Origin of the sequence: Streptomyces sp. NPDC050504 (assembly GCF_044458065.1) — a bacterium.
Classification (GTDB): domain Bacteria; phylum Actinomycetota; class Actinomycetes; order Streptomycetales; family Streptomycetaceae; genus Streptomyces.
In genome coordinates this window covers 577,354-600,761 of sequence record NZ_JBITHO010000004.1, presented here as the reverse complement: position 1 = coordinate 600,761, position 23,408 = coordinate 577,354, and the positions used below count along the sequence as shown (strand labels likewise).

The 23,408-nt window shown below is 73.4% G+C and carries 25 protein-coding genes and 1 pseudogene; 14 read left to right on the top strand and 12 right to left on the bottom strand.

Going from position 1 to position 23,408, the window contains the following annotated elements:
• Nucleotides 1-7: 7 nt before the first annotated feature.
• Nucleotides 8-775, bottom strand: coding sequence for a GNAT family N-acetyltransferase (locus ACIBNE_RS17990; RefSeq protein WP_399272969.1), 768 nt, complete (start codon nt 773-775; stop codon nt 8-10).
• A 185-nt stretch (nt 776-960) separates the two neighbouring features.
• Between ACIBNE_RS17990 and ACIBNE_RS17985 the strand changes: the two genes are divergently transcribed.
• Entirely contained in the window at nt 961-1,185 is a 225-nt protein-coding gene (locus tag ACIBNE_RS17985) for a hypothetical protein (RefSeq protein ID WP_399272511.1), read from the top strand.
• A 35-nt stretch (nt 1,186-1,220) separates the two neighbouring features.
• Here the strand turns inward: ACIBNE_RS17985 and ACIBNE_RS17980 are convergent, their stop codons facing one another.
• Complete coding sequence (locus ACIBNE_RS17980; protein WP_399272509.1) at nt 1,221-1,586, bottom strand: MerR family transcriptional regulator; 366 nt, start codon at nt 1,584-1,586, stop codon at nt 1,221-1,223.
• Nucleotides 1,587-1,734: 148 nt separating this feature from the next.
• On the opposite strand from ACIBNE_RS17980, the gene ACIBNE_RS17975 reads away from it, so the two are divergent.
• Complete coding sequence (locus tag ACIBNE_RS17975; RefSeq protein ID WP_399272507.1) at nt 1,735-2,784, top strand: aldo/keto reductase; 1,050 nt, start codon at nt 1,735-1,737, stop codon at nt 2,782-2,784.
• Nucleotides 2,785-2,969: 185 nt separating this feature from the next.
• Here ACIBNE_RS17975 and ACIBNE_RS17970 read toward each other — a convergent pair whose 3' ends face one another.
• Both ACIBNE_RS17970 and ACIBNE_RS17965 read right to left on the bottom strand, forming a co-directional pair.
• Entirely contained in the window at nt 2,970-3,926 is a 957-nt protein-coding gene (locus tag ACIBNE_RS17970) for a transglutaminase-like domain-containing protein (RefSeq protein WP_399272505.1), read from the bottom strand.
• 17 nt (nt 3,927-3,943) lie between these two features.
• Nucleotides 3,944-4,996, bottom strand: coding sequence for a GNAT family N-acetyltransferase (locus ACIBNE_RS17965; RefSeq protein WP_399272503.1), 1,053 nt, complete (start codon nt 4,994-4,996; stop codon nt 3,944-3,946).
• A gap of 115 nt (nt 4,997-5,111) precedes the next feature.
• On the opposite strand from ACIBNE_RS17965, the gene fdxA reads away from it, so the two are divergent.
• Together fdxA and dapC are read left to right on the top strand one after the other, a co-directional pair.
• Nucleotides 5,112-5,432 carry a ferredoxin gene (gene fdxA / locus ACIBNE_RS17960; RefSeq protein ID WP_399272501.1) on the top strand — a complete coding sequence of 107 codons (321 nt, stop codon included), beginning with the start codon at nt 5,112-5,114 and terminating at the stop codon, nt 5,430-5,432.
• An 85-nt stretch (nt 5,433-5,517) separates the two neighbouring features.
• Nucleotides 5,518-6,618, top strand: coding sequence for a succinyldiaminopimelate transaminase (gene dapC, locus ACIBNE_RS17955; RefSeq protein WP_399272499.1), 1,101 nt, complete (start codon nt 5,518-5,520; stop codon nt 6,616-6,618).
• Nucleotides 6,619-6,740: 122 nt separating this feature from the next.
• Here the strand turns inward: dapC and ACIBNE_RS17950 are convergent, their stop codons facing one another.
• The gene (locus ACIBNE_RS17950; protein ID WP_399272498.1) at nt 6,741-7,217 is read right to left on the bottom strand and encodes an ATP-binding protein; all 477 of its coding nucleotides are present in this window, start codon (nt 7,215-7,217) and stop codon (nt 6,741-6,743) included.
• Between the two features lie 305 nt (nt 7,218-7,522).
• A complete protein-coding gene (locus tag ACIBNE_RS17945; protein ID WP_399272968.1) occupies nt 7,523-8,506 on the bottom strand; it encodes a hypothetical protein in 984 nt (327 codons plus the stop codon).
• Nucleotides 8,507-8,537: 31 nt separating this feature from the next.
• Here ACIBNE_RS17945 and dapE point away from each other — a divergent pair, with 31 nt between their 5' ends.
• Entirely contained in the window at nt 8,538-9,617 is a 1,080-nt protein-coding gene (dapE, locus tag ACIBNE_RS17940) for a succinyl-diaminopimelate desuccinylase (protein ID WP_399272496.1), read from the top strand.
• Nucleotides 9,618-9,713: 96 nt separating this feature from the next.
• Entirely contained in the window at nt 9,714-10,469 is a 756-nt protein-coding gene (locus ACIBNE_RS17935; protein WP_399272494.1) for a TIGR00730 family Rossman fold protein, read from the top strand.
• A gap of 157 nt (nt 10,470-10,626) precedes the next feature.
• On the opposite strand, the gene folP is transcribed toward ACIBNE_RS17935, so the two are convergent.
• Nucleotides 10,627-11,487, bottom strand: coding sequence for a dihydropteroate synthase (gene folP, locus ACIBNE_RS17930; RefSeq protein WP_399272966.1), 861 nt, complete (start codon nt 11,485-11,487; stop codon nt 10,627-10,629).
• A 140-nt stretch (nt 11,488-11,627) separates the two neighbouring features.
• On the opposite strand from folP, the gene ACIBNE_RS17925 reads away from it, so the two are divergent.
• Both ACIBNE_RS17925 and ACIBNE_RS17920 read left to right on the top strand, forming a co-directional pair.
• Entirely contained in the window at nt 11,628-11,987 is a 360-nt protein-coding gene (locus tag ACIBNE_RS17925) for a hypothetical protein (RefSeq protein ID WP_399272492.1), read from the top strand.
• Nucleotides 11,984-12,562: a DNA-3-methyladenine glycosylase I gene (locus ACIBNE_RS17920; RefSeq protein ID WP_399272490.1), complete on the top strand. Its 579-nt coding sequence runs from the start codon at nt 11,984-11,986 to the stop codon at nt 12,560-12,562. Before ACIBNE_RS17925 ends, ACIBNE_RS17920 begins: the two co-directional genes overlap by 4 nt.
• Before the next feature lie 16 nt (nt 12,563-12,578).
• Here ACIBNE_RS17920 and ACIBNE_RS17915 read toward each other — a convergent pair whose 3' ends face one another.
• Nucleotides 12,579-13,394 carry an enoyl-CoA hydratase/isomerase family protein gene (locus ACIBNE_RS17915; RefSeq protein ID WP_399272488.1) on the bottom strand — a complete coding sequence of 272 codons (816 nt, stop codon included), beginning with the start codon at nt 13,392-13,394 and terminating at the stop codon, nt 12,579-12,581.
• 319 nt (nt 13,395-13,713) lie between these two features.
• Here ACIBNE_RS17915 and ACIBNE_RS17910 point away from each other — a divergent pair, with 319 nt between their 5' ends.
• Nucleotides 13,714-13,881 carry a DUF3117 domain-containing protein gene (locus ACIBNE_RS17910; protein WP_003966491.1) on the top strand — a complete coding sequence of 56 codons (168 nt, stop codon included), beginning with the start codon at nt 13,714-13,716 and terminating at the stop codon, nt 13,879-13,881.
• Nucleotides 13,882-14,031: 150 nt separating this feature from the next.
• On the opposite strand, the gene ACIBNE_RS17905 is transcribed toward ACIBNE_RS17910, so the two are convergent.
• Nucleotides 14,032-14,697 carry an O-methyltransferase gene (locus ACIBNE_RS17905; RefSeq protein WP_399272487.1) on the bottom strand — a complete coding sequence of 222 codons (666 nt, stop codon included), beginning with the start codon at nt 14,695-14,697 and terminating at the stop codon, nt 14,032-14,034.
• 143 nt (nt 14,698-14,840) lie between these two features.
• Between ACIBNE_RS17905 and sigE the strand changes: the two genes are divergently transcribed.
• The 5 genes from sigE to ACIBNE_RS17880 all read left to right on the top strand — a co-directional run bounded on the left by sigE (nt 14,841) and on the right by ACIBNE_RS17880 (nt 20,312).
• Nucleotides 14,841-15,608: an RNA polymerase sigma factor SigE gene (gene sigE, locus ACIBNE_RS17900; protein ID WP_399272485.1), complete on the top strand. Its 768-nt coding sequence runs from the start codon at nt 14,841-14,843 to the stop codon at nt 15,606-15,608.
• Complete coding sequence (locus tag ACIBNE_RS17895) at nt 15,605-16,588, top strand: anti-sigma factor family protein (protein WP_399272483.1); 984 nt, start codon at nt 15,605-15,607, stop codon at nt 16,586-16,588. Before sigE ends, ACIBNE_RS17895 begins: the two co-directional genes overlap by 4 nt.
• Before the next feature lie 130 nt (nt 16,589-16,718).
• Nucleotides 16,719-18,878, top strand: coding sequence for a trypsin-like peptidase domain-containing protein (locus tag ACIBNE_RS17890; protein WP_399272481.1), 2,160 nt, complete (start codon nt 16,719-16,721; stop codon nt 18,876-18,878).
• Nucleotides 18,879-19,046: 168 nt separating this feature from the next.
• Entirely contained in the window at nt 19,047-19,541 is a 495-nt protein-coding gene (locus tag ACIBNE_RS17885) for a sec-independent translocase (RefSeq protein ID WP_399272479.1), read from the top strand.
• 120 nt (nt 19,542-19,661) lie between these two features.
• Nucleotides 19,662-20,312 (top strand): hypothetical protein, encoded by a 651-nt coding sequence (locus ACIBNE_RS17880; protein ID WP_399272478.1) that lies wholly within the window; start codon nt 19,662-19,664, stop codon nt 20,310-20,312.
• A 140-nt stretch (nt 20,313-20,452) separates the two neighbouring features.
• Here the strand turns inward: ACIBNE_RS17880 and ACIBNE_RS17875 are convergent, their stop codons facing one another.
• From ACIBNE_RS17875 to ACIBNE_RS17865, 3 genes and pseudogenes are all read right to left on the bottom strand, one after another.
• Nucleotides 20,453-21,586, bottom strand: a complete 1,134-nt coding sequence (locus ACIBNE_RS17875; RefSeq protein WP_399272476.1) for an Mrp/NBP35 family ATP-binding protein — start codon at nt 21,584-21,586, stop codon at nt 20,453-20,455.
• 44 nt (nt 21,587-21,630) lie between these two features.
• A pseudogene (locus ACIBNE_RS17870) lies at nt 21,631-22,161 on the bottom strand (DUF1003 domain-containing protein); the annotation flags it as partial.
• Entirely contained in the window at nt 22,133-23,407 is a 1,275-nt protein-coding gene (locus ACIBNE_RS17865; protein WP_399272474.1) for a magnesium transporter MgtE N-terminal domain-containing protein, read from the bottom strand. The gene ACIBNE_RS17865 and the pseudogene ACIBNE_RS17870, both read right to left, overlap by 29 nt.
• Between the last annotated feature and the right edge of the window lies 1 nt (nt 23,408).

The following is a 23,408-nucleotide window of genomic DNA, read 5'->3' as shown; positions in this document are numbered from 1 at the left end:
GGCGCGGCTACCGCGCGGCCTCGTACACGTACGGCGTCGTCACGGCCAGCCGTACGAACCCGAGGCGCTCCAGGATGGGGCGGCTGAACTCCGTCGCGTCCACCTGGAGGTACTCCACGCCGCGCTCGGCCGCCAGCCCCGCGCGCCAGGCGAGCAGCGCCCGGTAGATGCCGCGTCCCCGCCACTCGGGGTCGGTGCCGCCGCCCCACAGGCCCGCGAACCCCGTCCCGTCCTGGAACTCGATCCGCGCCGAGCTGACCGGCACGCCGTCCGCGACGACCACCGCCATCCGTACCGACCCGTCGCCCAGCATCCCCAGCAACTGCTGCCGCAGCCGCGTGCCGTCCGTGCCGAACGCGCGGTCGTGCACGGCCATCACCAGCTCCACGCCCGCCGCGTCCGTCACGGGCCGCAGCTCGACGCCGTCCGGCAGCACCACGTCCGTGGCGAGCCCGGCGACGGCCCGCACCATCACCGACTCCGGCTCCTCGGCCGTGAAACCGGCGGCCAGGAGCCGGTCGCCCAGGTCGGCGGGCTCGTCGTGGGCGTACAGCTTCCACTCGAAGTCGAAGCCCAGAGCGCCGAAGTAGTCGATCTGCTCGGCGATTACCGCGTCGACCTCCGGGCCCGGGAGCCCGTCGAGCCCGGACCACACCACGCCGCTCCAGTCGCCGGCCGTCCGCCCGACCTCGCGCACCACGGCGCCGGCCCGTACGCCGGGCGGCCCCTGGCGCAGCTGCCGGTCGAACAGCGCGAGTGCGGCCTTCTCGTCCATGCCACTGCCGTTGTCGTCGTTCATGCGCGCACTTCAGCACGGGTGCGAGGGGCGGGCAATCCGTTTTCCCGCGCGCGGGCGGGGCCGCCCCGTGCGCCCTCCGCGGGGGTGATTCATGTTTGCGGACACATCCCTAACCTCGGGACAGGTTAGTGGATTTCCCACGAAACTGAGGGGTGTTGAACATGCTCGGAAAGCTCGCCGCGCTCGGGTCGACGGTCGCGCTCTCGGCGGCGCTGCTCTTCTCCGGTACCGCGCCCGCGGCGGCGGAGACGAGAGACGCGGCCGAGGTGTACGTCTCGGCGTACGTCTGCATGGACGGCGGCGGACGCGTCGTCTTCTACAACGACGGCTACGTCCAGTACTACTGGTGCTCGGGCGGCTACTGGAACGGTGCGTTCGTGCACTGACGCGGCGCGCGCGTACGAGGACCGTGCGGCGCGCCTCACCGGCTCTCCAGGTAGTCCTCGTACACCGCGACCTTGTGGCGGATCAGCTGGAGGCAGCGGCCGAGTTCGGCGATCTGCTCGCCGACCCGCGCCTCGTGCGCGCGCAGCAGGGCGAGCCGGTCGGATTCGGTGCCGCCCTCGCGGTTCAGCTCGGTGTAGCGGCGGATCTCGGGCAGCGGCATCCCCGAACCCCGCAGCACGACGCAGAGGTTGAGCCAGGCGACGTCGTCCTCGCCGTAGACCCGGCGGCCGCCGGAGTCGCGCCGCACGGGGCTGGTCAGCAGGACGCCCTCGCTCTCGTAGAACCGCAGCGTGTGCACGCTCAGTCCGGTCCGCTCCGCCACTTGTCCGATGCTCAGCACCGCACCCCTCCCGTCCTCGCGCCGGGGCGGTCCCCGGTCCCGCCCCTCGATCATCCCTTGATCTAGAGACGGCTCTAGGTCCTAGGGTCGCGCCCGTCGGGGCAACGCGCCCCGGCGGACCACCGCGAACCCAGCGAAGGACACGGCCATGCGCTATCGCACCCTCGGCGGCACCGGCATCGAGGTGAGCACCCACTGCCTCGGCACGATGATGTTCGGCGCGGTCGGCAACCCCGACCACGAAGACTGCGTACGCATCGTGCACGCCGCGCTCGACGCGGGCGTCAACTTCGTCGACACCGCCGACATGTACGGACAGGGGGAGTCCGAGACGATCGTCGGCAAGGCGCTCAAGGGCCGCCGCGACGACGTCGTGCTCTCCACCAAGGTGCACTTCCCGATGGGGGAGGGCCGCAACCGCGGCGGCAACTCGCGGCGCTGGATCGTCCAGGAGGTCGAGGAGAGCCTGCGGCGTCTCGACACCGACCGGATCGACCTCTACCAGGTGCACCGCCCCGACCACACCACGGACATCGAGGAGACGCTGGCCGTCCTCGGCGACCTGATGACCCAGGGCAAGATCCGCGCGTTCGGCTGCTCGTCGTTCCCCGCGGAGGAGCTGGTCGAGGCGCACCACGTCGCCGAGCGGCGCGGGCTGCGGCGGTTCCGTACGGAGCAGCCGCCGTACTCGCTGCTGGCGCGCGGCATCGAGGCGAACGTCCTGCCGGTCGTGCAGCGGCTCGGGATGGGCGCGCTGACGTACTCGCCGCTCGCGTTCGGCTTCCTGACCGGGCGCTACCGCAAGGGGCGCCCGATCGACCTCGCCACGGGGCGCCCCGCGATAGCCCCGGCCCGCTTCGACCCGGAGCTGCCGGTCAACGCGGCGAAGCTCGACGCGGTCGAGGGGTTCGTGGCGCTCGCGGACGACCTCGGGCGCACGTTGCCGGAGCTGGCGACGGCGTTCCCGCTGGCGCACCCCGCGGTGACGTCGGTCATCATCGGGCCGCGCACGATGGAGCAGCTGGCGGCGTCGCTGAAGGGGGCGGACCTCGTCCTGGACGACGAGGCGCTGGACCGGATCGACGGGATCGTGCCGCCGGGGACGAACGTGTACCACCCGGACGGGGCGTGGACCCCGCCGTCCCTGCGGGACGCGAAGCTGCGCCGCAGAGCGCCCGGAGACCGGGCGGCGGCGTAGGGGGTACGGAGTGGGGGGTGCGGGTTCTGCTGCGCGGGGGTGGGGCACACGCCGGGCGTGCCCACTGCCCCGCAGGGCCCCCGGAGGGTCTCGGGAAGGGGCGGGGCGGGGTGTGGCCCGCCGCAGGCGAAAAGCGGCGCCCCCCGGGCAACGGGGCCAAGACAGGCGCGCCCGCCCCGCGCCCCCTAGTTGAGCAACGCCCGAGTCGCCCGCGCCCGCACCCGGATCGCCTCCGCCGCCACCGGCTCCACCCCCGCCACCACCTCCGCGTACTCCTCCATCGCCGCCGCCCCGCGCAGGAAGTCCCCGCGCTGCACCAGCAACTGCGCCCACTCGTACCGCAGCCGCGCCGGATGCGAGGGCAGCAGCAGCGAGAGTTCCACCGCGCGCAGCGCCACGTCCGTCCGCTCGGGCCGTGCCGCCGCCCACGCCCGTACGTTGTTCAGGATCCGCTGCACGATCCCCAGCGGGTCCGCGGGCTCCAGCAGCGAGGGGTCGACGCCCACCCCCGTCAGCTGCGCCCCCGTCGCCCCCGCGACCAGCAGTTCCGCGTCCGCCCCCGTCAGCACCCGCCCCCCGGCGAACGGATCCACCAGGACCGGCCCGCCCCCGTCGGGCCCCGCACCCCCGCTCCCGCTCCCGCTCCCGCCTCCGGCGGCCCCGGCCGCCCCCGCACCCGTCCCCGTCCCCGCCTCGCCGAAGCCGACCACGAAGTGTCCCGGCAGGGCCACGCCGTACACCGGGGCGCCCGCCCGCCGCGCCACCTCGATCCACACCACGGACAGCAGGATCGGCAGCCCCCTGCGCCGCCGCAGCACCTCGTGCAGCAGCGACGATTCGAGCCGCTGGTAGTCCGCGGGCGCGCCCCGGAAGTCGAGCCGCCCGCCCAGGAGTTCGGCCAGCGCATCGGCCCAGGCCCGCGCCCCGCGCCGGCCGTGCGGCAGCATCCCGGCGAGCCGGTCCAGCTCGATCTCCGCCGCGTCCAGCGCGGCCCGGCCCGCCTCCGGGGTGAGGTCCGGGTTCAGCTCCGGAACCAGTTCCGGGTCCAGCTCCGCCCCGAGCAGCAGACACAGCCGCGCCAGGTCGGGCCGTTCGGCCCGTGCCTCGGCGGCGAACTCCGCACGCCAGTCCAGCCTGTCCATACGCGCCTCGTACCCGCTCAGGGAGATCGGAAGTGGTGGTAGCTGTGATGGGCCGCGAAGCCCATCCCTTCGTACAGCGCCCTGGCTCCCGTGTTGTCCGCCTCGACCTGGAGCCACGCCGCCGACGCGCCCTCGTCGAGCGCCTGCCTGGCCAACGCTCCCATGATCAGGCCCGCGAGGCCCCGGCGGCGCCGCTCGGGGGCGACCTCGACGGCCATGAAGCCGGCCCACCGCCCGTCCACCACGCACCGCCCGATGGCCGCGGGCACGTCGCCGCCGCCCGTGCCGTCCCGCGCGTCGTCCCCGGCGTCCTCCCCGGCGGCAGGCACCGTCGCGAACCACACCGAAGGCCCCGCCTCCAGCACCTTCAGGACCTGCGGTCCCGGCTCCCCGGTCCGCTGGTAGCGCCGCAGCCAGGCCGTGTCCACCGACCGCGTCAACCGCACCGGCGCCGCGGCGCCCCCGGAACCTGGCAGCCCCAGCTCGCCGACCGGCGCCAGCGCCCCCGTCCACACCTCGGCGGTGACCTCGCGCACCCACCCCCGCGCGGTCAGCTCCGCGCCGAGCACCTCCTGGGTGCCCGCGGCGCCCGTGGCGACCTGGACGTACGGAGGCAGCCCGCGCTCCCCGTACCACTCCCGCACCCGTGCGAGCGCCCCGTCCAACGGCACCCCGGGATCGCCCACCGGCAGCACTGAGTTGGCCCGCCGCGTGAAGCCGCCCGCCGCCCTGAGCGTCCACCCGCCCAGCGCCTCGCTCTCCACCGGCTGCCACGCCCGCGCCGCGACCCGCGCCAGTTCGGCGAAGTCGGCCGCGGGGCCCCGGCGCCTGGCGGGCGCGGCGGGCACCACCTTTCCCGCGACGAGCGCGCGCTCGTCGATCTCCACCGCCTCACCGTTCCGTCGCGTCACGCGGAGCACACCCGATGTCCAGGATGTGAGCACTCCGACGGTGTCGGTGAACTTCCCGGCGCTCTCTCCACCATCGATCAAGCGCCGGACTGATACCCGTTTGCCCACGTCGGAAGGGGTGATTCTGACCTCAAGCAGTCCGCCGCCGGTGAATTCCATCGCTCTGTCCGCCCCTCTTGTTCGGATCGCGCCCGAGACCGGAGATACTAGGGGCGGGCATCGACGACGCCGCGCTCCCGCGCAAGCCAAAGCCCTATCGAGGAGGAACGACAGCGTGACCTACGTCATCGCGCAGCCTTGTGTCGACGTCAAGGACAAGGCATGCATCGAGGAGTGCCCCGTCGACTGCATCTACGAGGGCCAGCGGTCCTTGTACATCCACCCGGACGAATGCGTCGACTGCGGGGCTTGTGAGCCGGTCTGCCCGGTCGAGGCCATCTTCTACGAGGACGACACCCCGGAGGAGTGGAAGGACTACTACAAGGCGAACGTCGAGTTCTTCGACGAGCTCGGCTCGCCCGGTGGTGCCTCCAAGCTCGGCCTGATCGAGCGGGACCACGCCTTCATCGCCGCGCTCCCGCCGCAGAACGGCTGAGCCGGCCGAGCGTGCGCTTCCGGTCCCGTACGGTTCGTCGACCGTGCGGGACCGAGGCGTTTTCCGATACGAGAAAGTGAGCACCGTGTCCGCACTCTCATCGCGCCTGCCGGCCTTCCCGTGGGACAAGCTGGAGCCCTACCGGGCGACGGCCGCGGCCCACCCGGACGGCATCGTGGACCTCTCGGTCGGCACGCCCGTCGACCCCGTCCCCGACCTCATCCAGAAGGCCCTGGTCGCGGCGGCCGACAGCCCCGGCTATCCGACGGTGTGGGGCACCGCCGAGCTGCGCGACGCGATCACGGGCTGGGTCGAGCGGCGGCTCGGGGCGCGCGGCGTCACGCACCGCGACGTGCTGCCCGTGGTCGGTTCCAAGGAGCTGGTGGCCTGGCTGCCGACGCAGCTCGGCCTCGGCGCGGGCGACCAGGTCGCCTACCCGCGCCTGGCGTACCCGACGTACGAGGTGGGCGCGCGGCTCTGCGGCGCCGAGCCCGTCGTCTACGACGACCCGGTCGCCGACCTGGACCCGGCCCGCGTCAAGCTGCTGTGGCTCAACTCCCCGTCCAACCCGACCGGTCGCGTCCTGCCCAAGGACGACCTCGTGCGGATCGTCGCCTGGGCGCGCGAGCACGGCGTGCTGGTCTTCTCCGACGAGTGCTACCTGGAGCTGGGCTGGGAGGCCGAGCCGGTCTCCGTGCTGCACCCCGACGTCTGCGGCGACGGCTTCGACGGCGTCGTCGCCGTCCACTCGCTGTCCAAGCGCTCCAACCTGGCGGGCTACCGCGCCGCGTTCGTCGCGGGCGACGCGCGCGTGCTGGGCGAGCTGCTGGCGATCCGCAAGCACGGCGGCATGATGACGGCGGCGCCGGTCCAGGCCGCGACGGTCGCCGCGCTCGGCGACGACGCGCACGTGCGCGAGCAGCGCGAGCGGTACGCGGCCCGGCGCGCCGCGCTGCGCGCCGCCCTGGAGGGCCACGGCTTCCGGATCGAGCACAGCGAGGCCAGCCTCTACCTGTGGTCGACGCGGGACGAGCCGTGCTGGGACACCGTCGGCCACCTCGCGTCGCTGGGCATCCTGGTGGCGCCCGGCGACTTCTACGGCACGGCGGGCGGGAAGTTCGTACGGGTCGCGCTGACGGCCACGGACGAGCGCGTCGCGGAAGCGGTACGGCGCCTGGGCGCCTGACGCGCCGCGGGCCCGGGACGCACCCGGGCCCGTACGCGCCGGAGGGGCCCGCGGGAGTACGCACTCCCGCGGGCCCCTCCGGCATTCCGCGCGCCCGGCCGGTGACTACGCCCGGCCGGTGACTAGCCGAGCGGCAGGCCCTTCAGCGGCAGCGCGTCCGTGCTGGGGAGGCCGTCGGTGGGCAGCGAGCCCGTGGGGAGCGAGCCCGTGGGCAGGGAGTCGGTGGGCAGTCCGCCCTCGGCCACGGAGCCCGCGGTCCCGCCGACGATGTCGCCGGCGCTGCCCGCGGTCTCGCCCGCGGCCTTCTGGGCGGCCGGGGTGGCCGTCTTGCCCGCCGTGCCGACGACCTTGCCCGCGGCGGGCACGGCCTTCTTGACCGCCGTGCTGCCGGTGTCGCCCGCCACGTTGGACGCCTTCTGGGACGCGCCGTCGACGGCGTTGCCGAGACCGTCGCCGTCCAGGGCGGTCAGGCCGCCGAGGTTCGGGGTCTGGGAGAGGTCCACGGCGCTCGCGGAGCCGGCCGCACCGACCGCGGCAGCTGCACCGGCGGCACCGAGCAGTACGGCACGGGCGATCCGACGGGTCAGGGGGAGGGACATGGTGCTCCTTTGACGGGAGAGGTCGTTGGCCGTCCGCCGACGGGGCCGGTCGGACGCAGTGACAACCGCTCGGGGGGCGGGAGAGGTTGCGGTGGCCAAAGGTAAAGAGTTGGCAATGCGTCGCATAATCACCCATGGATAAAACCGGGCAAAGGAGCTGCCTCCGAAAGGCCCGAAGAACCGTCACTCCCCTTTGTTCACAAGGGAGTTGGGAGACGTGTCCATGACGGGCCGCGATCGGCCCGGAATTCCGGGCGCGCGGCGCGGGGCGATGCCCCTTCCGGGGGAGCCGCCGTACTCCTGAACTACTTCTGTACGAGGCGAATTCGGACGTCGCCCCCGCGCGCCGGGGCCCCGTCGGGCGCCGCGCTCCACCCCGTACCCCCGGCGCCGTCCTCGTCCGCCCGCCAGACCCGGCCCGCGTACGACACCTCGGCGATCCGCAGCGAATCGGCCCGCGCCACCGCCCAGTGCGCCAGCTCCCAGCCCCGCCGCACCCCCGGACCGCCCGACGGGCCTCCTGTCGGCGCGGCGGCCGCCGAGGCCGCCGCGGGCACCGGGACGGCGATCTCGTCCGGCGGCCCCGCCGCGCCCCGGCCCGGCTTTTGCCCCGCGTCGGGCCCGAACGCGCGCGCCAGCTCCGCCCGCACCTTCGCCGCGTCACCCGCCCCCCGCTTGCCGCGCTGCGCCCCGCAGGCCAGCGAGGCGGGCGCGCGGCCCGTCAGCGAAGCGGCCAGCAGGGCCGCGTCCGGCTCGTGCTTGGCGTAGGCCTGCGGGAAGCCGCTGCGCTGCACGCGCTGCGCGGCCACCGTCAGCGGCAGCCGGGAGTAGCCGGGGATCTCGGCCAGCCGCTCGTAGAACCGCCCGGCGGCGTACACCGGGTCCGTGATCTGCGCGACCGTGCCCCAGCCCTGCGAGGGGCGCTGCTGGAAGAGGCCCTGCGAATCCCGGTCGCCGTGCCGGATGTTGCGCAGCCCGGACTCCTGCATGGCCGTCGCGAGCGCGATCGTCACCGCGCGCTCGGGCAGCCCCCTGCCGGTGCCGACGGCCGAGATCGTGGCGGCGTTCGACGCCTGCTCGGGGGTCAGCTCGTACGCGCCGCCGTCCGCCGAGGTGACGGTGCACAGCGCGCCCCGGCCGGCCGTGACCGCCTGGAGCGTCACGTAGCCCGCGAGGGCCGCGAGCACGGCGAAGCCCGCCGTGAGGCGCCGCCGCCGACCGCGGCGAGCGGGGAAGGGAGCGGCGGAGGGGGCGGGCGACGACGAGGCGGAGCGGGGCACGCGGCCCACCGTACTGGAGCCCTCGGATAGGCTCGCGGCCATGCCCGAAACCGCGCTTGACCTCACGCTGGAGGGCCCGGCGCTGACCGCCCGGCTCGTCGACTTCCCGTCGGTAAGCGGCACCGAGAAGCCGCTCGCCGACGCCATCGAGCAGGCGCTGCGCGCACTGCCCCACCTCACGGTCGACCGCCACGGCAACAACGTCGTGGCCCGCACCCGGCTCGGCCGGGCGGAGCGCGTGGTGCTCGCCGGGCACATCGACACCGTCCCGATCGCGGACAACGTCCCGTCCAGGCTGGACGAGAACGGCGTCCTGTGGGGCTGCGGCACCTCCGACATGAAGTCCGGCGTCGCGCTCCAGCTGCGCATCGCGGCGACGGTCCCCGAGCCCAACCGCGACCTGACGTTCGTCTTCTACGACAACGAGGAGGTCGCGGCCCACCTCAACGGCCTCGGCCACGTCGCCGAAGCCCACCCCGACTGGCTCGAAGGCGACTTCGCGGTGCTCCTGGAGCCCTCCGACGGGCAGGTCGAGGGCGGCTGCCAGGGCACGCTCCGGGTCCACCTGCGCACCGAGGGCGAGCGCGCGCACTCCGCGCGGGCCTGGATGGGGTCGAACGCGATCCACGCGGCGGCCCCGATCCTGGCGCGCCTGGCGGCGTACGAACCGCGCCGCCCGCTGATCGACGGCCTGGAGTACCACGAGGGCCTCAACGCGGTCCGGATCGAGGGCGGCGTCGCGAACAACGTCATCCCCGACGCCTGCACGGTGACGGTGAACTTCCGGTACGCCCCCGACCGCACGCCCGAAGAGGCTCAGGCGTACGTGCGGGAGTTCTTCGCGGACTGCGGGATCGCCGAGTTCGTGGTCGACGACCACACGGGCGGCGCGCTGCCCGGCCTCTCGCACCCGGCGGCCGAGGCGTTCATGGCGGCGGTCGGCGGCACGGCGCAGCCGAAGTTCGGCTGGACGGACGTCTCCCGCTTCAGCGCGCTCGGCGTGCCCGCGGTGAACTACGGCCCCGGCGACGCGCTGTACGCGCACAAGCGGGACGAGCACGTGGCCGTCGCGAAGATCGTCCACTGCGAGGCGAAGCTCAGGGAGTGGCTGACGTCCTGAAATCCGGCCCTGCGACGACCGGAATTTCCCCCTTGGTAACGATCGCCGACCTACCCTGACGGGACGAGAGATCTTCGAGTGATGGGAGCAGTCGCGATGAGCAACGCCAACCCGGAGGGTCTTCGGGCGCTGGAGGAACAGCGGCTCGGTCCCGTACTGAGGCGCAGGGACCAGGTGCAGCCCGGCACCACGGACCAGAGGCTGCTCGACTCCGAGGGCGACTCCGAGTGGGTGCACACCGACCCGTGGCGGGTCATGCGCATCCAGTCGGAGTTCGTCGAGGGCTTCGGCGCCCTCGCGGAACTCCCCGGCGCGATCAGCGTCTTCGGCTCGGCCCGTACGCCGGTCGACTCGCCCGAATACGAGGCGGGCGTCCGCATCGGCCGCGCCCTGGTCGACGCGGGCTTCGCGGTGATCACGGGCGGCGGGCCCGGCGCGATGGAGGCGGCGAACAAGGGGGCGCGGGAGGCGCGCGGCATCTCGGTGGGCCTGGGCATCGAGCTGCCCTTCGAGCAGGGGCTCAACCCGCACGTCGACATCGGCGTGAACTTCCGCTACTTCTTCGTCCGCAAGACGATGTTCGTGAAGTACGCGCAGGGCTTCGTGGTCCTGCCCGGCGGCCTCGGCACGCTGGACGAGCTGTTCGAGGCGCTGACCCTGGTCCAGACGCAGAAGGTCACCCGCTTCCCGATCGTGCTGTTCGGGACGGAGTACTGGAGCGGCCTGGTGGAGTGGCTGAAGAACACGGTGGTGGCGCAGGGGAAGGCGAGCGAGAAGGACCTCCTGCTGTTCCACGTCACGGACGACGTGGACGAGGCGGTCGCCCTGGTCACGAAGGAGACGGGGCGGTAGGAGGGGTTCCCCAGCCCCCGTTTTCGCGCAGTTCCCCGCGCCCCTTTGAGGGGCGCGGGGAACTGCGCGAATCTTTTGGCGCCCCCGGCAGGGTTTCGGGAAGGGGCGGGGTGCGGCCTGCCGCAGGCGCAAACCCGTGCGCCGGCGCCCGCAAGGGCTATGCGAGCCCGCGCCGGGCGACCGCGGGCGCCCGGTGCCCGGCGATCGACGCCACCATCTCCAGCACCTGACGGGTCTCGGCGACCTCGTGCACCCGGTACACCCGCGCGCCCAGCCACGCGGACACCGCGGTCGTCGCGAGCGTCCCGATCAACCGCTCCTTCACCGGCCGGTCCAGCGTCTCGCCGACGAAGTCCTTGTTGGACAGGGACACCAGCACCGGCCACCCGGTCTCCGCCATCTCCCCGAGCCGCCGCGTCGCCTCCAGCGAGTGCCGGGTGTTCTTCCCGAAGTCGTGCCCGGGATCGATCATCACGGACTCCCGGGGCACCCCCAGGGCCACCGCGCGCTCGGCGAGCCCCACGGTCACCCGCAGGATGTCCGCCAGCACGTCCTCGTACCCGATCCGGTGCGGCCGGGTCCGCGGCTCCGCGCCCCCGGCGTGCGTGCAGACGATCCCCGCCCCGTACCGCGCCGCGACCTCCGCGAGCTTCGGGTCGACGCCGCCCCACGCGTCGTTCAGCAGGTCCGCGCCCGCCTCGCAGACCGCTTCGCCCACCTCGTGCCGCCAGGTGTCGACGCTGATGACCACGTCGGGGAACATCCGCCGCACCTCCGCGACGAAGCCGACGGTCCGCCGCGCCTCCTCCTCGGCCGACACCTCCTCGCCCGGCCCGGCCTTCACCCCGCCGATGTCGATGATGGCCGCGCCCTCCGCGACGGCCTGCTCGACGCGGGCGAGCGCGGGCTCGTCCCGGAACGTCGCCCCCTGGTCGTAGAACGAGTCGGGGGTCCGGTTCACGATCGCCATGATCACCGGCTCGTGGGGCCCGAACTCCCGCCGTCCCAATCGCAGAATCCCGCTCTGGTCCCCGCTGCTCATCCTCATATTTCCTCTCGCACGGGCCGCACTGGGCCGCCTGCGACCCTAACCGTCGTACCCGCGTGGCACGATCGGGACCGGACACATTCCAGTCGGTGCCGGGGAGAGGTTCGCTCGTGTTCTTGTTCTTGCTGATCGCGATGGTCGTGGTGGTCGCCGCGGTCACCCTCGCGGTGATCGGCGGCGGCGACAGCGACAGTACGGTCCTGCCGGACGTCCCCCCGGAGCAGCTGGTCGACCCGCTTCCGATCACCAGGCCCGTGACCAGGGCCGACATCGAGGCGGTGCGCATCCCGGTCGCGCCGCGCGGCTACCGCATGGCGGACGTGGACGACATCCTCGCCCGCCTCGGCGCGGAGGTCGCCGAGCGCGACGCGCGCATCGCGGAGCTGGAGTCCGCGCTGGCGGGCGCCCAGGCGGCCGCGGTCGCGGGCCCCGACCTGTTCGAGAAGCGCGGAGAGGAGCAGGACGGATGAGCGGGGCGACGGCCGGGCCCGACGGGCTCGCGCGCTGCGCCTGGGGCCTGTCGACGGAGGACTACACGCCGTACCACGACACGGAGTGGGGCCGCGCGGTCCACGGCGACGACGCCCTCTTCGAGCGGCTGTGCCTGGAGGCGTTCCAGTCCGGCCTGTCCTGGATCACGATCCTGCGCCGCCGCGAGGGCTTCCGCGCGGCCTTCGCGGGCTTCGAGATCGCGTCGGTCGCCCGGTTCACGGACGCCGACCGCGACCGCCTCCTCGCCGACCCCGGCATCATCCGCAACCGCGCCAAGGTCGACGCGACCATCGCCAACGCGAAGGTCCTCGTCGACTGGGCGCCGGGCGAGCTCGACGCCCTGATCTGGTCGTACGCGCCGGACCCCGCGACCCGCCGGGCGCCCCGCACGCTCGACGACGTCCCGGCGGTCACCGACGAGTCCACGGCCCTGGCCAAGGCCCTCAAGAAGCGCGGCCTGCGCTTCATCGGCCCGACCACGGCCTACGCCCTGATGCAGGCGTGCGGACTCGTCGACGACCACCTCGCGGAGTGCGCCTTCCGGACCTCGTAGCTCCGGACGCGGGCCCTCAGCGGCCCAGGTACTTGGGCTTCTCCTTGTCCAGGAACGCCCGCACCGCGATCGTGTGGTCCTCGGACGCCCCGGCCCGCGCCTGGAGCTCGTCCTCCTTGTCCAGCGCCTCGTCGAGCGTGTGCCCGGCGCCGTACGCCAGGGACTCCTTCAGCGCGGCGTACGCCAGCGTCGGGCCCTCGGCCAGCGCGCGGGCCGTCTTCAGCGCCTCGGCGGCCAGCTCGGCCGCCGGGACCAGCTTGTTCGCGATGCCCAGCTCGTACGCCTCTTGGGCGCCGATCGAACGCGGGAAGAACAGCAGGTCGGCGGCGCGGCCGGGGCCGACCACCCGGGGCAGGGTCCAGGAGACGCCCGAGTCGGCGGTGAGCGCGACCCCGGCGAAGGACGTGTTGAACGACGCGGTGTCCGCGACGACCCGGTAGTCGGCGGCGAGCGCGAAGCCGAAGCCCGCGCCGGCCGCGACGCCGTTCACCGCCGCGACGACCGGCTTGGGCATCGAGGCGAGCGCCCGTACGACGGGGTTGTAGTGCTCGCTCACGGTGCTCATGACCTGCCCGCCGCCACCCGCCTCGCGGTTCTGCGTCAACGTCGCGACGTGCTCCTTGAGGTCCTGGCCCACGCAGAAGGCCCGGTCGCCCGCCGCGGTGAGCAGCACGGCCCGTACGGCGCCGTCGGCGGCGGCCTCCCGGGCGGCGTCGCGCAGGGCGACCTTGGCCTCGGTGTTCATCGCGTTCATGGCCCCGGGCCGGTTGATCGTGATCGTCGCGAGCCCGTCGCTCACCTCGTAGAGCACGGATGCGGCCGTGTCAGCCATGTTCGGATCCCCATTTCTCCGCCGGTGTTCCGGTGACGTGCAGCCCAGCATGGCGGAGATCGCGGGGAGCGGACATGTGACCTGCGTCAAACAATTTCGGTGCCGTGTCTCGCCCGGGGCGGCGAAGTATCGCAGGCGGACCACCGAATTGAGGCGTTTTGAGAGAGCGCGTTGCGCAAGCGATGCCGACCGATGTTGGTCATCGGGTCCCGCGATGCGGGATAATGACCTGGAAGCAATGTGTTCGATGCCGGTGACGCGTGCCCATCCCGGGTGGCTGTCGGCTGACGATGAGCTGGTTTCAGGAAGGGGAACGAGCATGGCGGCCATGAAGCCGCGGACGGGCGACGGCCCGCTCGAGGTGACCAAGGAGGGGCGGGGCATCGTCATGCGCGTTCCGCTCGAAGGCGGCGGTCGACTTGTCGTCGAGCTGACTCCGGACGAGGCCGACGCTCTCGGCGACGCCCTCAAGAAGGTCGTGGGCTGACGCGTACGCGCTCACACTTTTCGCTGCCCCCTGCATCGTGTGCGAACACGGTGCAGGGGGCAGCGGCATGTACGGGCATTGGCATGTACGGGCAGCGGCACGTACGGACGGAAAGCGCCGCCCGGGGGCCGGCCGGGCCCCCGTCGGGGCTCAGCCCCTGCGCACCGCGCACAGCAGGCCGTCGCCGACCGGCAGCAGCGTCGGCAGCAGCTCCTGGCTCTCGCGCACCGCGCGCAACAGCTCCCGCACGCGCAGCACCTCCGCGGGCTGCGCCGCCGAGTCCACCGTGCGGCCGTCGGAGAAGACGCCCTCGAAGCACACCAGGCCGCCGGGCCGCAGCAGGCGCAACGATTCAGCCAAGTAATCCAGCGATTCCAGCCGGTCGCCGTCGCAGAGGACCAGGTCGTAACCGCCGTCCGCGAGGCGGGGCAGCACGTCCAGGGCGCGGCCGGGGATGAACCGGGCGCGGTTCACGGCGAAGCCCGCGGCCCGGAACGCCTGCCGGGCGAACTGCTGCCGCTCCGGCTCGGGGTCGACCGTGGTCAGCACGCCGTCGGGCCGCATGCCGTGCAGCAGGTAGATCCCGGAGACCCCGGTGCCGGTGCCGATCTCGGCGACCGCCTTCGCGTCAGCGGTGGCAGCGAGGAGTCGCAGCGCGGCGCCGGTTCCCGGGGACACCGAGCGGAGGCCGGCTTCCCTGGCCCGGTCGCGGGCCCAGCGAAGTGCCTCGTCCTCGGCGACAAAGGCGTCGGCGAACGCCCAGCTCGTCTGCCGGTTGGCGGTAATGGCCCTCTCCTGTCCCCGTAGTTGGCGCAACGGTGACTGTATCCGTTGGGGCCGGGAACCCGCAGATGGGACCGGACGTTGTGAGAGGGCAGGGGGGACGCATGGATCACGACGGGCAGCGGGACCCAAATTCTCGTAAAGATGCTTATCCGGAGCTAACGGGCGAGGTGGCTATGGTAGGGGCTCCACTGGACACCACCAGAGCCGACAGGGGAGGTGCGGCTGCGCCTGTGGATCGGGGAGGAGTGTCGCGGTTGCGACGCTTTCTCAGGTCGGCGGGTGAGCCGAAATCCGTGACCAACACCGCTGACCGTGCCATGACCGCCGACTCCGCACAGACCGCGACCTTTGCCGCCGACGCGGAATCCGCAGCCTGGACTCCTCCGACCTGGGAGGAGATCGTCAGCACGCACAGCGGCCGCGTCTACCGCCTCGCCTACCGACTGACGGGCAACCAGCACGACGCCGAGGACCTCACCCAGGAGGTGTTCGTCCGCGTCTTCCGCTCGCTGTCCACGTACACGCCGGGGACCTTCGAGGGCTGGCTGCACCGCATCACCACCAACCTCTTCCTGGACATGGTCCGCCGCAAGCAGCGCATCCGCTTCGACGCGCTGGGCGACGACGCGGCCGAGCGGCTGCCCAGCCGCGAGCCGTCCCCGCAGCAGGTCTTCCAGGACACCCACTTCGACGCGGACGTGCAGCAGGCGCTGGACACCCTCGCGCCCGAGTTCCGCGCCGCCGTGGTCCTCTGCGACATCGAAGGGCTCTCCTACGAGGAGATCGCCGCGACCCTCGGCGTGAAGCTCGGCACCGTGCGCAGCCGCATCCACCGCGGCCGCTCGCACCTGCGCAAGGCGCTCCAGCACCGCTCGCCCGAGGCCCGCGCCGAACAGCGCGCGCTGGCGGGTGCGGCGGTCGGGGAGGGCGGACTGGCGTGAGCGGCACAGGTCCGTCCACCCCCGCGGAGGAGCACTTGGGGGACCGTCTCGCTGCCCTGGTGGACGGCGAGCTGAAGCATGACGCCCGCGAGCGCGTGCTCGCCCATCTGGCGACCTGTCCGAAGTGCAAGGCGGAGGCCGACGCGCAGCGTCGCCTCAAATCCGTCTTCGCCGAGTCCGCCCCGCCGCCGCCGTCCGAAGGCTTCCTCGCCAGGCTCCAGGGCCTGCCGGGCGGCCCCGTGGACCCCGGGACCCCCGGAGGTGACGACGACGGGCGCGGCGGACCTCTCGGCGGTGGAAGACGCTTCGCCGACGGAGTCTTCCCCGTAGCCGTCGACCCGCGGCCGAGCTTCGCCTTCGCCCCTGCGGCCCTCCCCGGCGGCACGGACTCGGGCTTCCGCATCCACCCCGTCGGCAGGCCGGGACGCGCCGAGGCCGAGCGCCCGCCGTGGATCGGCCGCAGGTTCGCCTTCGCCGCGGCCGGTGCCGTCTCGCTGGCCGCGCTCGCCCTCGGCGGCGCGCTGCCGCTCGACGGAGGCTCGGGCAGCGTCTCGGCGCGCGGCACCGCGGGCACCGGACGCAACGTCACCCCGCTCGGCACGTCGAGCCCCACGGCCGGCGGCCAGCTGGGCGGGGGAGCGACGGGATCGGCGGGAACGGTCAGCACGGAGGCCCACCGCAGGTACGGCGGGGGCAACGGCATCATGCGCTCGGTCGACCGCCCGGCCGCCGCCGCGCCGCCCGCCCCCGGTCTGCTCGCGCCCGCGACCCGGGCCCCCTCGGCCCACGCCCCCCGGGTTCCGCTGCTGGTCACCCCGCTCGCCGCGAGCTCGCTCGGCTCCTTCCCGGCGCCGCCGAAGCCGCCGCTGCCTCCGCTGATACGCCCGTCCGCCCCGGCGTTCCAGTCGGCGGCGACGGCCCTGCCCGCCCCGACGGCCTTCTCGACCACGCCGGTGGCGCCACCCGCGTCCCGCCGCTGAGGATCCGGCCACAGGGTCCGAGAGTCCGCCTCTGCGGCGCACCACCTGCCGGGAGCCGGGGAGAACCTGGTTGAATCCATGGGCAGGGGTGCGCCCGCGTGGGTGCCGACTGGCCAGTTGCGGGGAGAGCATGGACGACGGGAAGCCCACCGGACCGAGGGCGAAGTGGTGGAGCCGTCCCAGCAGGGGGCGCGCGGAGTCGGCGCCGGAGGCGTCCGAGGACTACACGGTGGACCCGCCCGCGACACCGGGGCAGGCCCCGGTGGACGCGGTGCCGGGGCAGGCCCCGGCGGACCCGGAAGCCCCCACACCGCTGTCGAAGCCCGCCCCGGCCGACGCCCCCGCCCAGGCGACGGAGCCCGCCCCCGCGGATGCCCGGATGAGCGCCCGGCCCCCGACGGCCCCGGCCGACGCTCCCGCTGAAGCCCCGCAGGCTGCCGCCCCGACCGCCGAGGACGCCCAGACCCCGACCGGTGCGCAGGACCCGCTCTACGCCCGGTCCTCGGGCGACGCCTCGGTGCCGGAGAGCGAGTCGCACCCGGCCGACGTGTCCGTCTCGGCAGGCACCCCGACCGACGCACTGGCCCCGACCGACGCACTGGCCCCGCTCGACGCTCCGGCCCCGACCGACGCACTGGCCCCGCTCGACGCTCCGGCCCCGTCCAGCGCCCACGCCCCGACCGACACCCAGGCTCCGCTCGACGCCCCGGCCTCGGCCGACGGCTCGGTTTCCGTGGATTCCTCCGCCCACGCGCGGCCCAAGCCGTTGCACGAGCCCGACCCCTACGGCACCCCGCCCTACGGCGACCCCGGCCCGTGGGCGCCCGCGCCCCCCGTACAGCTGCCGACCGCTCCCGTGCCCCCGGGGAGCCAGCCGCCCGCCTACGGGACCCCGCAGCCCGCGCCCGGCGGGACCTACGCGGGGCAGCCGCACCCGCAGCACGCCCCGCAGCCCCCGCACGCCCCGCAGCCCCAGCCGTACCCCCAGCCCCAGGCCCAGCCCGCTCCCCAGCAGGCCCCTCAGCACCAGCCCCAGCACCAGCACCAGCCCGCGCCGCAGGCCGCGCAGGGGCATCCCGTCGACAGCACCCAGTGGCTCCGCTACGACCCCTGGGGCGCGCCCGGCGGCGCGGGGCACCAGCAGCAGCTGACCCACATCGGCGAGCCGCCGCGCGGGAAGAGCAGGCGCGGCGCGCTCCTCGTCGGCGGGCTCCTGCTCGCCCTCGTCGCGGGCGGCATCGGCGGCGGCATCGGCGCGTACGTCGAGCGCAACGGCGGCATCACCCAGATCGAACTTCCGCAGGCGTCCGGGCAGAAGACCGACCGCGCCCCCGACAGCGTCGCGGGCATCGCGGCCAGCGCGCTGCCCAGCGTCGTCACGCTGCACGTCAGCGGCGGCGGCGAGAAGGGCACGGGCACCGGCTTCGTCCTCGACAAGCGGGGCCACATCCTCACCAACAACCACGTCGTCGACGCGGCGGCGAACTCCGGCGACATATCGATCACGTTCAGCAGCGGCGAGACGGCCAGGGCCGAGCTGGTCGGCAAGGACGCCGGGTACGACCTCGCGGTGGTCCGGGTCACCGGCGTCTCCGGCCTCAAGCCGCTGCCGCTCGGCAACTCGGACAACGTGCAGGTCGGCGACCCGGTCGTGGCGATCGGCGCGCCCTTCGACCTCCAGAACACCGTGACCTCCGGCATCATCAGCGCCAAGGAGCGGCCGATCACCGCGGGCGGCGAGAAGGGCGACGGCACGGACGTCAGCTACGTCAACGCCCTCCAGACCGACGCCCCGATCAACCCGGGCAACTCGGGCGGCCCGCTCGTCGACGGCCGCGCCCAGGTCATCGGCATCAACAGCGCGATCCGCGCCGCCAGCGGCGGCTCGGACGGCGAGGGCGGCGGCCAGGCGGGCTCCATCGGCCTCGGCTTCGCGATCCCGATCAACCAGGGCAAGCGCGTCGCGGAAGAGCTGATCAACACAGGCAAGGCCACCCACCCGGTCATCGGCGTCACGCTCGACATGAAGTACTCGGGCGACGGCGCGCGCGTCGGGGACAAGGCGACGGGCGGCAAGCCGTCGGTCTCCCCGGGCGGCCCCGCGGCGAAGGCCGGGATCAAGCCGGGCGACGTCATCACCAAGGTCGACGGCCGACGCGTGCACAACGGCGAGGAACTGATCATCAAGATCCGTTCGCACCGTCCCGGCGACCGGCTGAGCCTCCAGCTGACCCGTGGAGGTAAAGAGATGACCATGACTTTGACGCTCGGCTCGGCGAGCGGCTCGTGACCAGCGGGTGAGCGCCACGCGTGCGGCATGCAAGCTGCACGCAACGGTCATCGGAAGGTACCGCCAGGACAGTTTCGCCGGGTACCGTGGATCGGAACCCAGACCTTCCACCCCGGACCCGACCAGACCTGTGCGGCCGCGGAGAACGCGAACACGAGGAGCAGCAAGGTGTTCAATGACATAGGCGCACTAGAGCTGCTCACGCTCATCGTCCTCGCCGTGCTCGTCTTCGGCCCGGACAAGCTGCCGAAGGTCATTCAGGACGTCTCCGGCTTCATCCGCAAGATCAGGGCGTTCTCGGAGAGCGCGAAGGAAGACATCCGCACCGAGCTGGGGCCGGAGTTCAAGGACTTCGAGTTCGAGGACCTCAACCCCAAGACGTTCGTGCGCAAGCAGCTCATGGACGGCGACGACGACGCGCTGGGGCTCAAGGAGATCCGCGACAGCTTCGACCTGCGCAAGGACCTCCAGGAGGTCACGGACGCCGTGAACGGCCGGGAGACGACGTCGGACGACGACTCCTCCGCCGCACCGGCGAAGAGCGCGGCGGGCGCGTCGGCGAACGGCTCCGCGGGCAAGACCGACCTGCTCAAGAAGGACGCGCCCGCGGCGCAGGCCCCCGCGAAGGACGACCGGCCGCCGTTCGACGCGGACGCCACCTGATCCGGCCCTGAGCCGTCGCTCCGCGGTCGTGGGGCTATCCTCCGTCTGTCCGGGAGTCAGGGACGCCCGAGGGGGGCGGGCCGCTCCGGACGCTGCGGAGTCGAGGAGGCGGTCGGCCAGATGGAGACGACGAGTCGCGCGGGGGCGCAGACCCGGTCCGCCGAGGGCGCGCCCGCGGCCCGGCGGACGGTCGAGGGCTACCTGCGGGCGGAGTTCCCCTGGTACGGCCTCGACGAGGCGTTCACCGGGGCGCGCTGGCTGATGCAGGTCGGCACGGCCGCCGACGGCACCGTCCAGCACGGCTCCACGGGCCACGGCGACGTGCCGTCGGTGCGCGGGGCGTCGGAGGACGGCGAGAAGGAACGGTTCGCGGTCGTGGTGACGGTCGTGAACAGTCCGGTGCGGCGCAGCGGCGACGGTACGGGGGTGCTGGAGGCGACCACCGTGTCGTCGGCGGCCTGGCTGGCCGGATCGGGGCTCCTCGCGTACACCTGGCCCGCGCAGCTCGACCACTCGCTGCGCGACGACTGGCTGGACCAGCAGACCGAGACCGCCTTCGAACTGGCGGACGACCTCGAAGGCGGGGCGTGGTCGACGCTGTCCCTGCCGGTGGACGGCGTGCCCGTCGCCTTCCGCTACCGCGAGTCGGAGTTCGGGTGGGTGCTGGCGGGGTCGGCGGACGGGGTGCACATCGGGGCGTACGGGCGTGGGATGAGCGCGTACGGCCTGGCGTTCTCGGCGATCCAGGACCTTGAGGGGTACGCGGGGTAGGTCGCGCCGCCCCGGGGCGCGGGTGGTGGCCTGCTCGCGCAGTTCCCCGCGCCCTTAGCGGGGCGCGGGGAACTGCGCGAGGGTGGGGCACACGCCGGGCGTACCCACCCCGCGCAGCGGGACCCGTACCCCGGACGTCCTCAGAACTTGTTGCGCGGGGTGATGCCCAGGGACATGCCCGACAGGCCGCGCTGGCGGCCGCCCAGCTTGCCCGCGATCGCGCGCAGCGCGGTCCCCGCGGGGGAGTCCGGGTTCGACAGGACGACCGGGCGCCCGTCGTCGCCGCCCTCCCGGAGCCGTACGTCGATCGGGATCTGGCCGAGCACCGGCACCGTCGCGCCCGTGGTCCTCGTCAGGCCGTCGGCCACCATCTGGCCGCCGCCCGTGCCGAACACGTCGACCATCTCGTCGCAGTGCGGACACGGCAGCCCGGACATGTTCTCGACGACGCCCACGATCTTCTGGTGCGTCTGGACCGCGATCGACCCGGCCCGCTCCGCGACCTCCGCCGCCGCCTGCTGGGGCGTCGTCACGACGAGGATCTCCGCGTTCGGCACGAGCTGCGCGACCGAGATCGCGATGTCGCCGGTGCCCGGGGGCAGGTCGAGCAGCAGGACGTCCAGGTCGCCCCAGTACACGTCGGCGAGGAACTGCTGGAGCGCGCGGTGCAGCATCGGCCCGCGCCACACCACGGGCGCGTTGCCCGGGGTGAACATCCCGATCGAGATGACCTTCACGCCGTTCGCGGACGGCGGCATGATCATGTTCTCGACCTGCGTCGGACGCCCGTCCGCGCCGAGCATGCGCGGCACGGAGTGGCCGTAGATGTCGGCGTCCACGACGCCGACCTTCAGCCCGTCGGCCGCCATCGCCGCGGCGAGGTTCACCGTCACCGACGACTTGCCGACGCCGCCCTTGCCGGAGGCGACCGCGTACACCCGGGTCAGCGAGCCCGGCTTGGCGAACGGCACCTCGCGCTCGGCCGTGCCGCCGCGCAGCGCGCCCGCCAGCTCCTTGCGCTGCTCGTCGCTCATCACGTCGAGCTCGACGGAGACCGACGTGACGCCCTCGACCGCCGACACGGCGTCCGTCACGTTCTTCGTGATCTGGTCCCGCATCGGGCAGCCCGCGACGGTCAGGTACACCGCGACGGCTACCGCCCCGTCCGCGCCGATCCCGACCGATTTGACCATCCCCAGCTCGGTGATGGGTCGGTGGATCTCCGGGTCGTTCACCGTCGCCAGCGCCTCGCGCACCGCGTCTTCCGTAGCCATAGGGTCGATGGTACGGCGCTCACCGCACCCCCCGGGAAGCACGGTCAACGGTCGTCTTCGTCACTCCGGCCGCCCGCCCCCGACGGGAATACGGCCCGCCTCTCCTCCATCTCCTTCACCAGGTCCTGGAGTTCGGAGCGGATCCAGTCGCGCGTCGCGACCTCCCCGAGGCCCATCCGCAGCGCCGCGATCTCCCGGGTCAGGTACTCGGTGTCGGCGATGGAGCGCTCGTTCTGCGCCCGGTCCTGTTCGAGGTTGACCCGGTCGCGGTCGTCCTGCCGGTTCTGCGCGAGCAGGATCAGCGGGGCCGCGTACGACGCCTGGAGCGACAGCGCGAGCGTGAGGAAGATGAACGGATACTCGTCGAAGCGCACGGCCTCGGGCGCGAAGATGTTCCACAGCACCCACAGGATGATGATCAGCGTCATCCAGACGATGAACCGCCCGGTGCCCAGGAACCGCGCGATCCTCTCGGACACGCGCCCGAACGCCTCGGGGTCCCACTCGGGCAGCAGCCTGCGCCGCGGCGCCTTCGGCTGGTCGAGCCTAGCCATGCGTCGCCTCCTCGCTGCCGTGCAGGTCCCGCTCGCGCCAGTCGTCGGGCAGCAGGTGGTCCAGTACGTCGTCCACGGTCACCGCGCCGAGCAGCGAGCCGCCCTCGTCCACCACGGGCGCCGCGACCAGGTTGTAGGCCGCGAGGTAACTGGTGATCACCGGGAGCTGAGCGTCGGGGGAGAGCGGCGCCAGGTCGTTGTCGACGATCGACGAGACGAGCGTGAAGGGCGGGTCGCGCAGCAGCCGCTGGAAGTGGATCGTGCCCAGGTACTTGCCGGTCGGCGTCTCGTCCGGCGGCCGGCAGACGTAGACCTGCGCGGCGAGCGCGGGGGAGAGGTCCTGCTGGCGCACCCGGGCCAGCGCGTCGGCCACCGTCGCGTCCGGCCGCAGCACGATCGGCTCGGTCGTCATCAGACCGCCCGCGGTGCGCTCCTCGTACGACATCAGGCGCCGCACGTCCGCCGCGTCGTCGGGGCGCATCAGGGTCAGCAGCCGCTCCTTGTCCTCCTCGGGCAGCTCGGAGAGCAGGTCGGCGGCGTCGTCCGGGTCCATCGCCTCCAGGACGTCGGCGGCCCGCTCCTCCTTGAGCTTGCCGAGGATCTCGACCTGGTCGTCCTCGGGCAGCTCCTCCAGGACGTCGGCGAGGCGGTCGTCGTCGAGGGCCGCGGCGACCTCGGCGCGGCGCTTGGGGGAGAGGTGGTGCAGCACGCCCGCGACGTCGGCGGGGCGCAGCCGCTCGAAGGTGGCGACCAGGCTCTCCGCGCCCTGCCCGTCCTCCTCCAGGGAGAAGCCGGAGACCGCCGACCACTCGACGGTCAGCGTCTCGCCCGTACGCCGCCGCAGGGCACCGGCCTTCCCCTTGCGCACGAAGACCTTGTCGACCTCCCAGTCGCGGCGGGCGGGCAGCTGCTGGATGGCGACGTCCAGCACCGTCACCTCCTCGCCGGTCTCGACCAGCGTCACCCTGCGGTCGAGGAGTTCACCCAGGACGAGGCGTTCGGTGGGGCGCTGCTCGAAGCGGCGCATGTTCACCACACCCGTGGTGATCACCTGGCCGGAGTCGACGCCCGTGACGCGGGTCATGGGCAGGAAGATCCGGCGGCGGCTGACCACTTCCACGACCAGCCCGAGCAGCCGCGGCGGCCGTCGGCCCACGCGCAACATGGCCACCAGGTCGCGCACGCGCCCCACCTGGTCGCCGTTCGGGTCGAAGACCGCGACTCCGGCGAGGTGCGAGACGAAGACGCGGGAGGGGCCTGAAGCCATG